Annotated in this window: 18 protein-coding genes and 3 pseudogenes; 13 read left to right on the top strand and 8 right to left on the bottom strand. The window is 69.6% G+C overall.

Annotated features, from left to right (window positions below):
• The first annotated feature begins 159 nt into the window (after nt 1–159).
• From HK415_RS15610 to HK415_RS26450, 3 genes are read left to right on the top strand one after another with little or no spacing between them, the layout of a single operon-like run.
• Nucleotides 160–504: a CAP domain-containing protein gene (locus HK415_RS15610; protein WP_171560977.1), complete on the top strand. Its 345-nt coding sequence runs from the start codon at nt 160–162 to the stop codon at nt 502–504.
• A complete protein-coding gene (locus HK415_RS25310; RefSeq protein WP_373684599.1) occupies nt 462–599 on the top strand; it encodes a CAP domain-containing protein in 138 nt (45 codons plus the stop codon). The genes HK415_RS15610 and HK415_RS25310 overlap by 43 nt, the downstream gene beginning before the upstream one ends.
• On the top strand, nt 596–1,177 hold the full coding sequence (locus HK415_RS26450; RefSeq protein WP_171560974.1) for a CAP domain-containing protein: 582 nt from the start codon (nt 596–598) through the stop codon (nt 1,175–1,177). The genes HK415_RS25310 and HK415_RS26450 overlap by 4 nt, the downstream gene beginning before the upstream one ends.
• Here the strand turns inward: HK415_RS26450 and HK415_RS15600 are convergent.
• Nucleotides 1,089–1,994: a 23S rRNA (adenine(2030)-N(6))-methyltransferase RlmJ gene (locus HK415_RS15600; RefSeq protein WP_171560970.1), complete on the bottom strand. Its 906-nt coding sequence runs from the start codon at nt 1,992–1,994 to the stop codon at nt 1,089–1,091. The two genes, HK415_RS26450 and HK415_RS15600, sit on opposite strands and share 89 nt — an antisense overlap.
• A 278-nt stretch (nt 1,995–2,272) precedes the next feature.
• Between HK415_RS15600 and rplM the strand changes: the two genes are divergently transcribed.
• The 5 genes and pseudogenes from rplM (at nt 2,273) to erpA (ending at nt 4,826) form a co-directional block, all read left to right on the top strand.
• Entirely contained in the window at nt 2,273–2,704 is a 432-nt protein-coding gene (gene rplM, locus HK415_RS15595) for a 50S ribosomal protein L13 (RefSeq protein ID WP_171560967.1), read from the top strand.
• A gap of 2 nt (nt 2,705–2,706) precedes the next feature.
• Nucleotides 2,707–3,099 (top strand): 30S ribosomal protein S9, encoded by a 393-nt coding sequence (rpsI, locus tag HK415_RS15590; protein WP_171560963.1) that lies wholly within the window; start codon nt 2,707–2,709, stop codon nt 3,097–3,099.
• A 147-nt stretch (nt 3,100–3,246) separates the two neighbouring features.
• Nucleotides 3,247–3,954 carry a DUF6776 family protein gene (locus tag HK415_RS15585; RefSeq protein ID WP_171560960.1) on the top strand — a complete coding sequence of 236 codons (708 nt, stop codon included), beginning with the start codon at nt 3,247–3,249 and terminating at the stop codon, nt 3,952–3,954.
• 26 nt (nt 3,955–3,980) lie between these two features.
• A complete protein-coding gene (locus HK415_RS15580) occupies nt 3,981–4,394 on the top strand; it encodes a bactofilin family protein (RefSeq protein WP_171560956.1) in 414 nt (137 codons plus the stop codon).
• Nucleotides 4,395–4,452: 58 nt separating this feature from the next.
• Nucleotides 4,453–4,826 (top strand): annotated as a pseudogene (erpA, locus tag HK415_RS15575) (iron-sulfur cluster insertion protein ErpA).
• Between the two features lie 13 nt (nt 4,827–4,839).
• On the opposite strand, the pseudogene HK415_RS15570 reads toward erpA, so the two are convergent.
• A pseudogene (locus HK415_RS15570) lies at nt 4,840–5,930 on the bottom strand (anhydro-N-acetylmuramic acid kinase); the annotation flags it as partial.
• A gap of 28 nt (nt 5,931–5,958) precedes the next feature.
• Complete coding sequence (locus HK415_RS15565) at nt 5,959–7,281, bottom strand: M23 family metallopeptidase (protein ID WP_309246712.1); 1,323 nt, start codon at nt 7,279–7,281, stop codon at nt 5,959–5,961.
• A 211-nt stretch (nt 7,282–7,492) separates the two neighbouring features.
• Between HK415_RS15565 and tyrS the strand changes: the two genes are divergently transcribed.
• Genes tyrS through vapC form a run of 3 tightly spaced genes read left to right on the top strand, consistent with a single transcriptional unit; the run spans nt 7,493 to nt 9,479 of the window.
• Nucleotides 7,493–8,722 (top strand): tyrosine--tRNA ligase, encoded by a 1,230-nt coding sequence (tyrS, locus tag HK415_RS15560; RefSeq protein ID WP_171560953.1) that lies wholly within the window; start codon nt 7,493–7,495, stop codon nt 8,720–8,722.
• 41 nt (nt 8,723–8,763) lie between these two features.
• Nucleotides 8,764–9,072: a type II toxin-antitoxin system VapB family antitoxin gene (locus HK415_RS15555; RefSeq protein WP_171560950.1), complete on the top strand. Its 309-nt coding sequence runs from the start codon at nt 8,764–8,766 to the stop codon at nt 9,070–9,072.
• The gene (gene vapC / locus HK415_RS15550) at nt 9,072–9,479 is read left to right on the top strand and encodes a type II toxin-antitoxin system VapC family toxin (protein ID WP_171560946.1); all 408 of its coding nucleotides are present in this window, start codon (nt 9,072–9,074) and stop codon (nt 9,477–9,479) included. Before HK415_RS15555 ends, vapC begins: the two co-directional genes overlap by 1 nt.
• 4 nt (nt 9,480–9,483) lie before the next feature.
• Here vapC and HK415_RS15545 read toward each other — a convergent pair whose 3' ends face one another.
• The 4 genes and pseudogenes from HK415_RS15545 to HK415_RS15530 all read right to left on the bottom strand — a co-directional run bounded on the left by HK415_RS15545 (nt 9,484) and on the right by HK415_RS15530 (nt 12,853).
• Nucleotides 9,484–10,182 (bottom strand): ankyrin repeat domain-containing protein, encoded by a 699-nt coding sequence (locus HK415_RS15545; RefSeq protein ID WP_171560942.1) that lies wholly within the window; start codon nt 10,180–10,182, stop codon nt 9,484–9,486.
• Nucleotides 10,179–10,669: pseudogene (locus HK415_RS15540) on the bottom strand (GlcG/HbpS family heme-binding protein). Before HK415_RS15540 ends, HK415_RS15545 begins: the two are co-directional and overlap by 4 nt.
• A gap of 103 nt (nt 10,670–10,772) precedes the next feature.
• Entirely contained in the window at nt 10,773–11,402 is a 630-nt protein-coding gene (locus HK415_RS15535) for a response regulator transcription factor (protein ID WP_171560938.1), read from the bottom strand.
• Nucleotides 11,399–12,853 (bottom strand): sensor histidine kinase, encoded by a 1,455-nt coding sequence (locus tag HK415_RS15530; RefSeq protein ID WP_171560934.1) that lies wholly within the window; start codon nt 12,851–12,853, stop codon nt 11,399–11,401. Before HK415_RS15530 ends, HK415_RS15535 begins: the two co-directional genes overlap by 4 nt.
• A 41-nt stretch (nt 12,854–12,894) precedes the next feature.
• Between HK415_RS15530 and HK415_RS15525 the strand changes: the two genes are divergently transcribed.
• Nucleotides 12,895–13,812 carry a cation diffusion facilitator family transporter gene (locus tag HK415_RS15525; RefSeq protein WP_171560931.1) on the top strand — a complete coding sequence of 306 codons (918 nt, stop codon included), beginning with the start codon at nt 12,895–12,897 and terminating at the stop codon, nt 13,810–13,812.
• Entirely contained in the window at nt 13,812–14,252 is a 441-nt protein-coding gene (gene dtd, locus HK415_RS15520; protein WP_171560928.1) for a D-aminoacyl-tRNA deacylase, read from the top strand. The genes HK415_RS15525 and dtd overlap by 1 nt, the downstream gene beginning before the upstream one ends.
• Before the next feature lie 27 nt (nt 14,253–14,279).
• Here the strand turns inward: dtd and HK415_RS15515 are convergent, their stop codons facing one another.
• Nucleotides 14,280–15,569 (bottom strand): phospholipase D-like domain-containing protein, encoded by a 1,290-nt coding sequence (locus tag HK415_RS15515; RefSeq protein ID WP_171560924.1) that lies wholly within the window; start codon nt 15,567–15,569, stop codon nt 14,280–14,282.
• Nucleotides 15,570–15,571: the final 2 nt, after the last annotated feature.

Here is a 15,571-nt window from a genome sequence, read left to right as displayed (position 1 = left end):
CAGACCCGTTGCGAACGGACACAACTCGGCCGTGGCCCGTGGCAGGCTGCATGGATGAGGAAATTGCTTTACTCCTGTTTCGGTTTGGCATGCCTGGTTGCAGGCCTGGCCGGTTGCAGCCGCAACGAAGACCCGCCGCCCGCGCCCAACACCGCCTTGATGGGGGCGGGACCCGTCCAGTGCGGCGTGCGGGCCGAAGAGGCCTTGCAGCGCATCAATGCCGCACGCGCCGCGGGCCGCCGCTGCGGCGCGCGCTACATGCCGGCCGCTGCCCCGCTGAAATGGGACCAGCAGCTCTATACCGCCGCCTTCGGCCATTCCAGCGACATGGCGCGGCGCAACTACTTCGACCACCGCAGCCCCAGCGGCACCACGGTGGGTGAGCGCGTGGACGCCGCCCGCTACAAGTGGCGCGGCGTGGGGAGAACCTCGCGGGTGGCAACAGCAGCATCGCCGACGCGGTGCAGGGCTGGCTGGAGAGCGCCGAGCACTGCGAGAACCTGATGGATGCCAAGTTCGGCGACGTCGCGGTCGCGTGCGTCGCGCAACCCGGCACCCAGTGGGGGACCTACTGGACGATGGTGCTGGCGCGCAAGTGAGGGCGCTCGCCGTCCTCGCCCTGGCGGTGGCGGCCTGCGGCGTGCAGGCCGCAGGCTATGCCACCCAGTGCAGCGTGCGGGTCGAAGAGGCGCTGCGCCGCATCAATGCCGCGCGCGCGGCCGGCCACCGCTGCGGCTGGCGCAGCATGCCGCCGGCGCCGCCGCTGCGCTGGCAGGGCAGCCTGCAATCCATCGCCGCCTCCCATTCGCGCGACATGGCGCACCGCAACTACTTCGACCACCGCAGCCCCGAAGGCCGCGAGATCGCGCACCGGGCCAGCGCGGCGCACTACAAGTACCGGCTGCTCGGTGAGAACCTCGCCGGCGGCGACCGTGACATCGCCAGCGCCGTGCGCGGCTGGCTGGACAGCCCCTCGCATTGCGAGAACATGATGAATCCCAAGTTCGTCGAGGTCGGCGTCGCGTGCGTGGGCCGCCGTGGCAGCCAGTGGGGACCTACTGGACGATGGTGCTGGGGCGGCGCTGAGCCTAGGAGGCTTCGACCAGCTGCGACTGGCCCCGGCCGCGCCCCAGAACTTCCAGCACCGCCGGCAGCGCCTCCTGCAAGGCGGGCTTGAGCGTGTGCGGCGGATTGACCAGGAACACCCCGCTGGCCGTCAGGCCCTGCCGCGGCGGGGTCTCGCCCGGCGTGTGCGTGTTGGCGCGCTCGGGCGACTGGCCGATATTGAGCGTGGCATGCAGCCAGGGCTTGCCGGCCTGGTTGGCCAGGGTCTTCAGGCGGCGCGGGAGCTCGTGCGCCTCCGGCCGCGGGATCACCGGGTACCAGACCATGTAGGTGCCGGTGGCGAACTTGCGCAGCGACTCCTGGATGCAGGCCGCCACCCGCGTGTAGTCGGTCTTGATCTCGTAGCTCGGGTCGATCAGCACCAGGGCGCGGCGCGAGGGCGGCGGCAGCAGCGCCCGCAGTCCCTCGAAGCCGTCCTCGCGCTTGAGTGCCACCTGGCGCTTCTGCTCGATCTGGTCGACGTGGCCGGCCAGCAGCTTGCCATCCGTGGGGTGCAGCTCGAACAGCCAGAGCTTGTCGCGCGGGTCCGTCCGCAGCAGGGCCTGCGTCACGAAGGGCGAGCCGGGATAGATCTTGGTCTTCCGGCCGGTGGGGTTGAAGCTGGCGACCAATTCCAGGTAGTCGGCCACCAGCGGCGGCGGCTCCGCGGCCAGCGGGCTGGCCAGCAGCTTGACGATGCCGTCCAGGGCCTCGCCGGAGGTGCCGGCGAAGTCGCTGTCCAGGCGGTACAGTCCCGCCCCGGCGTGGGTGTCCACCACGGTCAGGGCCGTCGGCTTGGCGGTCATGTGCTTCACGACCGCGATCAGCACCATGTGCTTGAGGACGTCGGCGTGGTTGCCGGCATGGAAGCCGTGGCGGTAGCTGAACATAGGGGGTGGATGGTAGCTGGCGCGCGAAGCGCGCAGCATCCTTCTGGGTGGTACGCGGTCGCTGCGGTTCGCTTGCGCTCACCACCAGCCTACAGGAGCAGGGCGGCACTGGGTAGGCTGGCGGTGAGCGCCAGCGAACCCCGGCTTCTCCGGCTATAATGCCGGGTTCCGCAGCGCATTGTGGCCCCGCGACGGAAGCTTTCACCCCACCTAAGAGATCCCCGCCAGAGGGACACCGACCGTGGAAAAGGGCCCGCCAAACCGTACTCGAGAGTCTTATGACCACCACTGTCAGCGCCAAGCCCGCTGACGTGAAGCACGAGTGGTTTGTGATTGACGCCACCGACAAGGTGCTCGGACGGGTAGCCAGCGAAGCTGCCCTCCGACTGCGCGGCAAGCACAAGGCCATTTACACGCCTCACGTCGACACCGGCGACTTCATCGTCGTCATCAACGCATCCAAGCTGCGTGTCACCGGCAACAAGGAAACCGACAAGGTTTACTACCGGCACACCGGCTACCCCGGCGGCATCCGCCAGCAGACCTTCAAGGAAATGCAGGCCAAGCACCCCGGCCGCGCGCTCGAGAAGGCCGTCAAGGGCATGCTGCCCAAGGGCCCGCTGGGCTACGCCATGATCAAGAAGCTGAAGGTCTACGGCGGTGGCGAGCATCCGCATACGGCGCAGCAACCGAAGCCCCTGGAGATCTGAAGATGATTGGTGAATGGAACAACGGCACCGGCCGTCGCAAGTCCAGCGTCGCCCGCGTGTTCCTGAAGAAGGGCTCCGGCAAGATCACGGTCAACGGCAAGGACATCCAGGAGTTCTTCGGCCGCGAAACCTCGATCATGATCGCCAAGCAGCCGCTGATGCTCACCGGCAACGCCGAAGCGTTCGACATCCAGTGCAACGTGCACGGTGGCGGCGAGTCCGGCCAGGCCGGCGCGGTGCGCCACGGCATCACCCGCGCGCTGATCGACTACGACGCGACCCTGAAGCCCCAGCTGTCGCAAGCCGGCTTCGTCACGCGCGACGCGCGTGAGGTGGAACGCAAGAAGGTCGGCCTGCACTCCGCACGCCGCCGCAAGCAGTTCTCCAAGCGCTGATCCGGCGCCTGCCCTGCCAACAAAGCCCGGCCCTGCCGGGCTTTGTTCATTGGGCGACGGGTTTTTCGTGCACGGGTGTCTGTCCGACACAAACCTGCACAAGACAGGACTTGCTGCGCCCTTGTTCTTTGGGCAGCATCCTCATCCATGCGATTCAAGCTGCTCAGGCGAAGACTGACGATCAGCTCGCCCAGGATGAAGGTGCGCAACGCCATGCCTTGGCCGCTGCAGTGGGCCGCCGCCGCCGTGGTCCTGGGCTTCTGCGGCGCGATCAGCCTGTGGGCCTTCGAGAAGGGCAAGGAGATCGCCGGCGTGGACACCGCCGCCAAGGAAGAGCTCTCCAAGCTGCGCGAGGACGTCGTCGCCCTGCGCACCGAGCGTGATCGCATCCAGTCCATCCTCAACACCTCCGGCAGCGCCATGACGGTGGAGCGCGCGGCCCAGGAGCGCCTGACCGCGCAGATCCGCACCCTCGAAGCCGAGAACCGGACCTTGCGCCAGGACCTCGGCTTCTTCGAGAAGCTCACGGCGTCCACCGGCACCGAGGCGGTGGCGATCCGCGGGCTGCAGGCCGAAGTGCTCGCCGGCACCCAGCTCAAGTGGCAGGTCCTGGTGATCCAGCCCGTCAAGAACGCGCCCGAATTCCGCGGCAAGCTGGAGCTCAGCCTGTCCGGCACCCAGGACGGCAAGCCCTGGATGATGCCGCTGCCCGGTGGCGCCCAACCGTTGCAATTCCGCCAATACCGCCGGCTGGAGGGCATGGTCGACCTGCCGCCGCAGGTGGTTGTAAAGAACGTTTCGGCACGCGTGGTGGAAGGCACCGTGAGCCGCGCCGTGCAGAATGTGTCCTTGTAAAGTGGAAAGTTGTTGAGGAGAATGCGATGTTTGGCAAGAAAGCCCAGCCCCCGATCAAGAGCCTGATTGCGCAGGGAACGCGCATCGAAGGCAACATGAAGTTCACCGAAGGCCTGCGCATCGACGGCGAGGTGTTCGGCGACATCCAGGCCGGCCCGGAAGAAAACGGCAGCCTGCTGGTGATTTCCGAGGCCGCGGTGGTCCAGGGCGCGATCCTGGCCGACCACGTCATCATCAACGGCACCGTGCGCGGCCCGGTCCATGCCCGCGAGCTGCTGGAACTGCAGCCCAAGGCGCGGATCGAGGGTGATGTTTCCTACGTGTCCCTTGAGATGCACCAGGGCGCCACCATCTCCGGTCAACTGCGGCCCTTGATCGCCCAGGGTGCCGCCGGCGAGGAGGAAAAGCCCTTACTGAAGCTGGCGACAAAGAGCGCGTGATGGACGCGGCCGGTGCGGGCCGCGTAACATCGAGCCAGCATTGACGAAAGAGGTCCCGATGAGCGCTGTTGCCCAGAATGTTTCGGCCGAGATGCCCGCTCCGCTGCTGTTCACGGACAGCGCGGCGGCGAAGGTCGCCGACCTGATCGCGGAAGAGGCAATCCGGACCTCAAGCTGCGCGTCTTCGTGCAGGGCGGCGGCTGCTCCGGCTTCCAGTACGGCTTCACGTTCGACGAGATCGCGAACGATGACGACACCGTGATGACGAAGAACGGGGTTTCGCTGCTGATCGACTCGATGAGCTACCAGTACCTGGTGGGCGCCGAGATCGACTACAAGGAAGACCTGCAGGGCGCCCAGTTCGTCATCAAGAACCCGAACGCCCAGACCACCTGCGGCTGCGGCTCCAGCTTCTCGCCGACCGACCACTAAGGCGGGTAGATTCCCCCAGCACACGGGCGCCTCTGGCGCCCGTGGTGCTTTGAGCTCCAGTTTCTCGCCCCGCACCGCCTTCATCGCCAGCCAGGCGAAGGCGGCGGCTTCCACCTGCTGCGGCGGCAGGCCGGCCTGCGCGGTCGATTGCACCAGGGCCTTCGGCAGCAGGGCCTGCAGCCGTCGCATCAGGTGCCCGTTCAGGGCGCCGCCCCCGCAGACCAGCAGGCGCTGCAGGCCGGGCGCATGCCGCTCCACGTCCGCCGCGCAGGCGCGGGCGGTGAGCTCCGTGAGCGTCGCCTGCACGTCCACCGGGGCGGCGCCGGCGAAGCGACGCAGGTGCGCATCCAGCCAGGGCCGGTTGAACAGGTCACGCCCGGTGCTCTTGGGCGGTGCCTGCCGGAAGAAGGGTTCCGCCAGCATGGAGGCGAGCAGGTCCGGGAGCACGCGCCCACTTGCGGCCCAGCGCCCGTCGTCGTCGTAGGGGGCGCCGGTGTGCTGCAGGCACCAGGCGTCCATCAGGGCGTTGCCCGGGCCGCAGTCGAAGCCGGTCATGGAGCGATCGGCGCGCAGCAGCGTGACGTTGGAAATGCCGCCGACGTTCAACACGCCGACGGTCTCATCCGCCCGCGCGAACAGGGCCTGGTGGAAGAAGGGGGCCAGCGGCGCGCCCTGGCCGCCGGCGGCCACGTCGCGGCTGCGGAAGTCGGCCACCACCCGGATCCCGGTGAGCTCCGCCAGCAGCGCGGGCTGGGCGAGCTGGATGGTGTAGCCGGTGCCGTCGAACTGCTGCGGGCGATGCCGCACGGTCTGGCCGTGGGCGCCGAGGGCGGCTATGGCCGCGGCGGCCTGGCCGGACGTGGCCAGCAGCTGCCGCACCACCTCCGCATACACCCGCATCAAGGCGTTGCCCGCCAGCCAGGCGCGGTGGAGTTCGTCGGGGCCGCTGGCGTTCAGCGCCATCAGCTCCGCGCGCAGGGGCTCGGCGAAGGGTGCGCTGGCGTGGGCCAGCACCTTCACGCCCCCGGAGGAGAAGTCGGCGACGACGCCGTCCACCCCGTCCATGGAGGTGCCCGACATCAGGCCGATGAAGAGATCCGACATGGGCGCATCGTAGCGCCCGTGGGCGCGATCAGCGGGCCGAAGCCACCATGTTGGCGGAAGCCGCCACGGCCAGCTGCGTGCGCATGGATTGCGCCACGCGCGTGAACTGGGTGCGGGACTGCGCCGTCAGTTCCGTGGCCGGCGCCTGGCGGCGGGCCACTTCCAGCGGGTCGCGCTGCTGGCCGTTTTCCTTGAACTCGAAGTGCAGGTGCGGGCCGGTCGCCCAGCCGGTGGCACCGACGGCGCCGATGCGCTGGCCGCGCTCCACCCGCTGGCCCTTGCGCACATCGATGCGGCTCAGGTGCGCGTACAGGGTGCTGGCGCCCTTGCCGTGGTCGATCTCGACCACGTTGCCGTAGCCGCTCATGGTGCCGGCGAAATCCACGCTGCCTTCGCCGATGCTGCGCACCGGGGCGCCGGAGGGCGCGCCGTAGTCCACGCCCTTGTGGGCGCGCCAGGTGTTGTGGATCGGGTGCATGCGCATCGCGAAGCCGCTGGTCACGCGCGACACTTCCATCGGCGAAGCCAGGAAGGCGCGCTGCAGGCTGTGACCCTGGAAGTCGTAATAGCCGCCGCGCTGGCCCTGCTCCTCGAACCACAGGGCTTCCAGCGTGCGGCCGCCATTGACGAACTGGGCCGACACCACGCGGCCGGTGCGCAGCGGCTCGCCGTCCGCTTCCAGCGTCTCGTACACCACGGCGAAGCGGTCGCCCGCGCGCAGGTTGCGGTGGAAGTCGATGTCGCCCGAGAAGATGTCCACCAGCTGGGTGGTCACGGCATCGGGAATGCCGGCCTCGTCCACCGCCGCGAACAGCGAGCTGCGGACCGAGCCGCTGCCGATGCGCAGCGACGCCACCAGCGGCGCAGCCTCGATGCGGCTGGCGAAGCTGCCGTCGGCCTGGCGTTCCACCACCAGGCGGCGGAAGCTGGCGTTGTCCATGGCCCAGCGCACCGTCAGGCGCAGCAGGTTGCGGCCGTCGGTGAATTCGGCGTTGACCAGGCGGCCGGGCGTGCCCAGCAGCTGCGGGCGCGCCAGCGGGTCGTGCCGCAGGAAGGAGGCGGCGACGGGGTCGTTCACGCCCAGGCGGGCCAGCAGCGTTTCGGCCGTGTCCGAGGAGCGCACGGCTTCCGCGTTGAACAGGCTGAAGCGGTGCGCGTCCAGCGCCTCGCTCTGCTCGGCCAGGGGCAGGGGCTGCACGTTCTCGAGGATCTCGCGCACGGGCAGCAGCGACGGGTCCGGGCCGAGGGAGGCGACGGCGTAGGCGCCGCCACCGGCGGTCAGCAGCATCGCCGCGACCGCGGCCGTGACCTGGCGGGGGTGGTGTTCCAGCACGTGGGCCACGCGGGACACAACACTTTCCCCGAGGCTCAACCAAGTTTGCTTCACTATTGTCCTTTTCGCCTGGTGGGGGTAGGAGCGGTTCCTACAGCCCTGTCAGGTGGTTCCTGCGCGAAGGCGGGATGTACGCCTATGGCGGGAAACTGCCGCAACTAGAATCGGCAGCCACGAAACGAGCCGCAGTATAGCCAGCTGAGCGGGTCCGTCCTCTGTAAAACCCCTTATGAATCAAGACGTTGTTACAAAATACCCCGTGACCGACCGGGTGCGCGAAGCCCGCGGTGACCCTGCGGGGGCGGAGGAACTGATCCCGCAGGAGGACTGGGTCCGCAAGCTGGCCCGGTCCGAAGCCACCGGCGTGCCCTTGCGCATCAAGCTCGGCCTCGATCCCACCGCCCCCGACATCCACGTCGGCCACACGGTGGTCCTGAACAAGATGCGACAGTTGCAAGACCTGGGCCACCAGGTGATCTTCCTGATCGGCGACTTCACTTCCATGATCGGCGACCCCTCGGGCCGCAACTCGACCCGGCCGCCGCTGACCGCGGAACAGATCAAGGCCAACGCCGAGACCTACCGCGCCCAGGCCGACAAGATCCTGGATCCGGCGCGCACCGAGCTGCGCTACAACAGCGAGTGGAGCGACCCCCTGGGCGCCCGCGGGATGATCCAGCTGGCGGCCAGGTACACGGTGGCGCGGATGATGGAGCGCAACGACTTCCACGACCGCTTCAAGGCCGGCACGCCCATCAGCATCCACGAATTCCTCTACCCGCTGATGCAGGGCTACGACTCGGTCGCCCTGAAGAGCGACCTGGAGCTCGGCGGCACCGACCAGAAGTTCAACCTGCTCATGGGCCGGCACCTGCAGGGCGAGTACGGCCAGGATCCGCAGTGCATCCTGACCATGCCGCTGCTGGAGGGCCTGGACGGCGTCGAGAAGATGTCTAAGAGCAAGAACAACTACATCGGCGTCACCGAAGATGGGAACACCATGTTCGCCAAGGTGATGTCGATCTCGGACACCCTGATGTGGCGCTGGTACACGCTGCTGAGCTTCCGGCATGCCGACGAGATCGCCAGGCTCAGGAAGGAAATCGAGGGCGGCCGCAACCCGCGCGACGCCAAGGTCCTGCTGGCCAAGGAAATCACCGCACGTTTCCACAGCCCGGCCGTGGCGGACGCGGCGGAGCAGGATTTCATCAACCGCAGCAAGGGCGGGGTGCCGGACGAGATTCCCGAAATGGCCCTGGGCGGGGCGCCCATGGGCATCGCGCAGCTCTTGAAGCAGGCCGGTTTGGCGCCCTCCACCAGCGAGGCCAACCGGCTGATCGAGGGCGGCGGCGTGCGGGTGGACTCGGCGACGGTCAGCGACAAGGGCCTGAAGCTGGCCGCCGGCACCTACGTGGTGCAGGTGGGCAAGCGCAAGTTCGCGAAGGTGACGCTCGGATAGGTGGTGTTGATTTTGTGTACACGACATGTATATTCCATGTCGTGCTGACCAATATCGACATCGACGAGGATCTCATCGCCCAGGCGATGGAGGTCTCCGGTGCACGCACCAAGCGCGAGGCCGTCGATCGCGCCCTGCGCGAATTGATCGCGCGGGCTAGAAGGCCGCACTTCCGCGACTTCAAGGGCATCGGCGGCATCGATCCGGACTACGACCCGAAGGCGTCCTCGCCCGAGGAATTCGGCAAGTACCGGGTCGAGCAGCCGCGCGCCTCGTACAAGCTGGTGCGCGACGGGGAAGCCGGCACGCCCGTGCCGCCCAAGCCGCGGAGCAGGACGACGAAGCGCTGATGCTGCTCGTGGACTCCTCCGTGTGGATCGACCACGTCCGCAACCTCGACACGGACGCGATCCGGTTCGTGGAGCTGCGTGACGAGGACGAGGAGATCGCCATGGCGGGCGTGATCTTCCAGGAGGTGTTGCAGGGAGCGCGAGACGACGCGGTCTACGACCGGCTGCGCGACATGTTCTCCGGCCTCTTGCTCCTGGAGCCCAGGGACCTGTCCACCTACGAGGTCGCGGCCCAGCTCCACCGGCGGGCGCGGCGCGCCGGCTTCACCATGCGCAAGCCCACCGACTGCCTGATCGCCGCCCTCGCGCTGGAGCACGGGGCCATGCTGGTGCACAACGACCGGGACTTCGTCTTCCTCGCGCAGGTCGAGCCGGCCCTGATCGTCTACCCGGGCCGCCCCCATTGAGCGCTCATCGCGCCCGCGCCGCCTCCAGCATCTTCACCATCTCCGCGTAGCCGCGCGACTTCGCCAGCTGCAGCGGCGTGCGGCCTTCGCGGTCGGCCAGCTGGGTGCTCGCACCGGCGTCGACCAGGGCCTTGAGCGTCGCCTGGTGGCGCGGGCCGCCGTCGCCCAGCACGATGGACTCGATCAGTGCCGTCCAGTGCAGGTTGTTGACGTGGTCCAGCGGCGCGCCGGCGGCGATCAGCTGCTTCACCACACCGGCGTGGCCCAGGTGCGCCGCCGCGATCAGGGCCGTGCCGTCGTAGCGGCTCGTCACCAGCTTGGCGCTCGCGCCCAGCGACAGCAGCAGGCGCAGGCTCTCCTCGTCGTTGGCGACCGAGGCGATGGTCACCGCGTCGTAGCGGTCGTTCTCCAGCAGTTCCAGCTTGGCGCCGGCCTTGGCCAGCGCCTGGATCGCACCGCGCTGCTTCGCGAAGGTCGCGACGTGCAGGGGCGTGCGGCCGCGGCCGTCGCGCGCATTCAGGTCGGCACCGGCGGCCGCGAGGGAAGCGATGCGCGCGGCATCGCCCGCGTGCGCCGCGGCGTGCAGGCCCTGGTAGCGGGCCGCTTCGGCCGCGGACGGCGCGACCTGCGCCTGCACCGCCAGACCGGTGAGGCTGGAGACCGCGACGAGGGCGGCAGTGGCAAGTCGGCGCAGCGTGTTCATTGCAGTTGTCCCTTCACCTTTTCGATCGCGGCCACCGCGCATTGTTCGTCCAGGTGGCCGCCCGGCGCACCGCCGACGCCCACCGCGCCGATGGTGTCGTTGCCCACCTTGATCGGCACGCCGCCGCCCAGCAGCAGGAAGCCCGGCAGGTAGACCAGGTTGGCCGCAGCGGGATTCTGCTGCGCGCCCTGCTGCATGGCGGACGTGGTGTTCTTCGCCGAGGCCGAGGTCCAGGCCTTGCGCTCGCTGGAGTCCAGGGTATGCGGGCCGGCGTTGTCGGCGCGCAGCTGCGCCTTCACGGTGCCGGCGCGATCGACCACGGTGGCGGCCACCGCGTAGCCGTTGGCGGCGCAGGCGTTCACGGTCTCGGTGGCGATCTGGCTGGCCAGCGCCAGGGAGATGGTGCGCTCGAACGCACGGCCTGGGCATTGGCGCCGAGGGCGGCGCAGGCGAGGGAAGCGGCGAGGGCGGAAGCGATGAGGCGCATGGGGTTCTCCGTGGGTGATTGCGGTCTCGGGTGACCGTGGGAGAACTTTAGGAATTCAGGGGGAAGGGAACATTCGTACGGCTACGCCGCGGGCTCCGTAGAACTACGGAAAGCCGTCCTCGTCGATCACCGCCGCATACTTGCGGATCAACTGCGCCAGCGACTCCGCCTGCAGCTTCGCGAACAGGTTCGCCCGGTGCGTCTCCACCGTGCGCGGCGACAGCGACAGCGCGCGGCCGATCTCCTTGTTGGTGAGCCCCTCGACGATCAGGCCCGCGACTTCCTTCTCGCGCTCGGACAGTTGCGCGTAGCGCTCGCGCGCGGAGCGGTCCGCCACCAGCCGCTCGCGCGACTTCACGTGCTGCCGCACCGCGTTCTGCAAGGCCTCCAGCAGCGCCTCGTCGTCCACCGGCTTTTCCAGGAACTCCGCGGCGCCCGCCTTGAAGGCGCGCCGGCACATCTCCACCGTGCCGTGCCCGGTCAGCATGATCACCGGCTGGTCCACGCCCTGCGCCACCAGCGTGTCCAGCACCGCCAGCCCGCTGATGCCGGGCATCCGCACGTCCAGCACGATGGCGCCGATGTCCTGCCGCGGGAATTCGCGCAGGAACTGCTGCGGGTCGCTCCAGCCCTGCACCCGCAGGCCCACCGTGGAGATCAGCAGGGCCAGGCTGGTGCGCACGGCCTCGTCGTCGTCGATCAGGTGCACCAGCGGTGACAGGGGAGCGTTCATGAGGCGGCCAGGGGCAGGCTAAGAGTGAACGCGGCGCCGCGCGGCGCGCGCGCCTGCACGTCCAGGCGCCCGCCCATGCCGGCGGCGAGCGTCTCGCACAGGCTCAGGCCGAGGCCCAGCCCGTGCTCGCGGGTGGTGAAGAAGGGCTCGAAGATCCGCGGCAGCACCTCGGGCGCGATGCCCGGGCCGCTGTCGCCGACGGTGAGCGCGCCTTCGCGCTGGTCGGCCTCCAGCCGCACCGAGAGCTGGCGCTCCTCCGGCGGCACCTGGTCGAGCGCCTGCAGCGCATTGGTCAGCAGGTTGTGGATGATCTGCTCCAGCGCCACCGGCTCGGCCTGCACCGCCACCGCTTCGGCCTGCGCGTCGAGCTGCGGTGCTACGCGCCGGCGCGCGAACTCCGGCTCCAGCAGGTAGAAGGCGTTGCGTACCGCGTCCTGCAGCACCACCGGCTGCAACGCCGCCGAGGCCGCGGGACGCTCGACGCCGCGGCGCAGGCGCGCGAGCACGTCGGCCGCGCGCCGCGCCTGTTCTTCCGCTTGCCGCATCGCCCCGCGCGCCGTGTCCATCTCGGGCGGATCGTCGGCCAGCAGGCGGCGGGCGGCCTGGGTGCTGGCGAGCACCGCGGCCAGCGGCTGGTTCAGCTCGTGCGCCATGCCGGCGGCGAGTTCCCCCAGCGTGTTCAGGCGCGCCACCTGCCCGAGCCGCAGCAGTTCCTCGGCGCGCTGGCGCTCCGCGCGCTGCCGGCGCAGCCACTGCCAGGCGGCCACGCCCAGGGCGACGGCGCCAGCCCAGGCCAGCATCGCGAGCCAGGGCAGTTCGGACCAGCCGACCTTGCGCTGCGCCACCACGTCGAACGGTTGGCTCTCCGCCGCCAGGTGCTTGTGGAAGGAGAAGGACCACGGCCCTTCGCCATGCCCGGGCTGGACGATGAAGCGCTGGCCCTCGTGTTCCAGTGTCACGCGCACCGGGCTGTCCTGCGGCGCCATGGGCCACTCGTTCCAGGGCACCACCTGGCGCAGGTCGAATTGCGCCGCGAAACTCGCCGGCTCGCCGGCCAGCACCAGGCGGTAGCGGCCGGACTGCAGGTCCAGGTCCGCCAGCGCGGCACGGCGCGTGCTGCGCGAGCGCGGGCCGGCGGCGGCGGCCAGCGCGGCGTCCGGCCAGGCCGCACCGGCATCGCGGCGCTGGACAGAAAGGATCTGTGGATACAGCGCCGGCAGCCGCTGCTCCTGCGCGGCCGGACCGGCGCCCGGCTGCAGCAGGGCCAGCGTGGCCAGCACCGCGTCGTGCTGCACCACGCGCTGGCTCAGGAGCCGGTGGACGATGCGCGCGTCGGTCTCGAAAGCGTCCTGCAGCCGCTGCAGTTCGCCACGCGCCAGCGCCACGCAGCCCAGCGCCGTGAGGGCGAGCCAGAGCGCCAGGGGCGCGCGGTAGCGGCGGATCGGCAGCATGCGCGGATTCTTGCATGCAGCGCTGCCGCACAATCCGGGGCATGTCCCTTGCCTCCTCCGCGCAACGCATTCCGCCCCAGGTGCTGCTGCGCTGGTCCGTGGCCGTCGCCGCGGTCACGATCGCGCTCAAGACGCTCGCCTGGTGGCTCACCGATTCCGTGGGCCTGCTGTCCGACGCGATGGAGTCGCTCGTCAACCTGGCGAGTGCGGCCTTCGCGCTGCTGATGGTGCGGATCGCGCAGCGCCCGGCGGACGCCGACCACCAGTACGGCCACCACAAGGCCGAATACTTCTCGGCCGGCTTCGAGGGGCTGATGATCATGGTGGCGGCGGCCGGCATCATGTGGGCCGCCGTGCTGCGCCTGCGCGCGCCGCAGCCGCTGGAGCAGGTGGGGCTGGGCCTGGTGCTCTCGATCGTGAGCTCGGCCCTCAACGGCGTGCTCGCCTGGGCGATGCTGCAGTCGGCGCGCACCCACCGGTCGATGGCCCTTGAGGGCGATGCCCGCCACCTGCTGACCGACGTCTGGACTTCCGCCGGCGTGATCGTGGGCGTCGCCCTGGTCGTCGTCACCGGCTGGCTCTGGCTGGACCCGGTGGTGGGCATCCTGGTGGCGGCCAACATCCTGCGCGAGGGCGTGCACCTGGTGTGGAAGTCCGCCGAAGGCCTGATGGACCGCGCGCTGGAGCCGGAGGTGCTGGCGGAGATCGACCGCACGCTGGAGCAGTTCAAGCACCACACCATCCGCTTCGACCACGTGTCCACGCGCCGCTCGGGCAAGCGCCGCTTCGTGGACCTGCACATGCACATGCCGGCGAACTGGACGCTCGGGCGCGCGGCGGCCCTGCGCGCCTCGGTGGAGCAGGCGCTCATGAGCGCCGTGCCCGGCCTGCGCGCCACCATCCAGCTGCTGCCCACCAACGTGGAAGCGCATTTCGACGACGAAGAGGACCTGATCTGATGCTGGCCGTGGTGCAGCGCGTGCGCGAGGCGAAGGTGGTGGTGGCGGGCCGCACGACCGGCGAGATCGGCCCCGGCCTGCTGGTGCTGGTGTGCGCCGAGCGCGGCGACGGCGAGGCGCAGGCCGACAAGCTGCTGGCCAAGTTGCTGAAGCTGCGGATCTTCAGCGACGAGGCCGGCAAGATGAACCGCAGCGTGCAGGACGTGGGCGGCGGGCTGCTGCTGGTGAGCCAGTTCACGCTGGCGGCCGACACCAGCGGCGGCAACCGCCCCAGCTTCACCAATGCGGCGCCGCCGGACGAAGGCCGGCACCTCTACGAGTACCTCGTCGCGCAGGCGCGAGAAGCGCATCCGGTCGTGCAGACCGGGGAGTTCGCGGCGGACATGCAGGTGCACCTGGTGAACGACGGGCCGGTGACGATTCCGGTGACGGTGCGCTAGCAGCAGGCTCCTGGCGGGACACGGGCCTCACAGCTGCGTGTGCAGCAGCGACGCGAGCCGTTCCCAGAAGCGTTCCGACCAGGGGCGCCGGCGCCATTCCTCCAGCGTGATCCTGCGGGCGCGCGCCCAGTCGCGCTCGAACACCGCCAGCTGCTCCTGCCCGAAATCCCCGCTGAGCACGTTGAGGTTCGCCTCGTCGTTCAGCCGGAACGAGCGATTGTCGAAGTTGGTGGAGCCCACCGAGGAGAACATCCCGTCGACCACCAGCCCCTTGACGTGGAACATCGTGGGCGCGTACTCGGCGATCTCGATGCCGGCCTCCAGCATGGGCCCCCAGCTGCCGCGCGATGCCTTGCGCACGGTTTCCGAATCGATGTGCCCGCTGGGCACGATCACGCGGATCTTCACGCCGCGCCGCGCCGCATCCAGCAGCGTGGCGATCGTCATGTCGTCGGGCACGAAGTAGGAATTGGACAGGGCGATCGTGCGGCGCGCCGCGGTGATCGCCAGCAGGTACATCAGCTGCATGCTTTCGCTGCCGCCTTGCGGCGAGCTGCTGAACATCTGCGCTGCGAACTCGCCGGCCGGCCGGAGCGCCGGGAAGTAGGCGTCGCCATGCAGCACCCGGCCGTTGGCCCGCACCCAGTTGTCCAGGAACACGGCCTGCATCTGCGCCACCACCGGCCCCGTCACGCGGTAGTGGGTGTCGCGCCATTCCTGCGGGTTGCGGGCATCGCCGAGCCAGAGGTCGGCGATGCCGACGCCTCCCGTGAAGCCGACGGCCCCGTCCACCACCAGCAGCTTGCGGTGGGTGCGGTTGTTCAGCTGGTGCCAGTTGCTCCAGTGGGGCTCGTGGAAGCGCTCGACTTCCACGCCCGCGCGCCGCATCTCCTCCAGCAGCTCGGGCTCCATCTTCATGCTGCCGACCCAGTCCAGCAGCACGTGCACCTTGACGCCGGCGCGGGCGCGCTCGACCAGCGCATCGACGAACTCGCGCCCGATCCGCCCCGACCAGTAGATGTAGGTTTCGAAGGTGATGGTGCGCTGCGCGGAACGGATCGCGGCGAGCATCGCCGGGAAGATGCGGTCCCCGTTCACCAGCGTCTCGACGCGGTTGCCGGCCACGATCTGGGGCCCCAGCAGCGAGCTCAGCGCGCGCCGGAACTCGGCGTCGTCGCTTTCGTAAAGGCGGGGCAGCTGGTGCTGGATGCGCTTCTCGCCCACCGTGAGGTTCTGGTACAGCAGCACGGCCACCAGCGTCGCCGCGACGGCGGCGGCGGCGATCAGCCAGGTGCGGGCGCGGCGGGACAGCGTCATGG

The organism is Ramlibacter montanisoli (genome assembly GCF_013087525.1).
GTDB classification, from domain to species: Bacteria; Pseudomonadota; Gammaproteobacteria; order Burkholderiales; family Burkholderiaceae_C; genus Ramlibacter; species Ramlibacter montanisoli.
The sequence above is the reverse complement of the archived record's forward strand: the minus strand, read 5'-3'. Positions and strand labels throughout refer to the sequence as shown.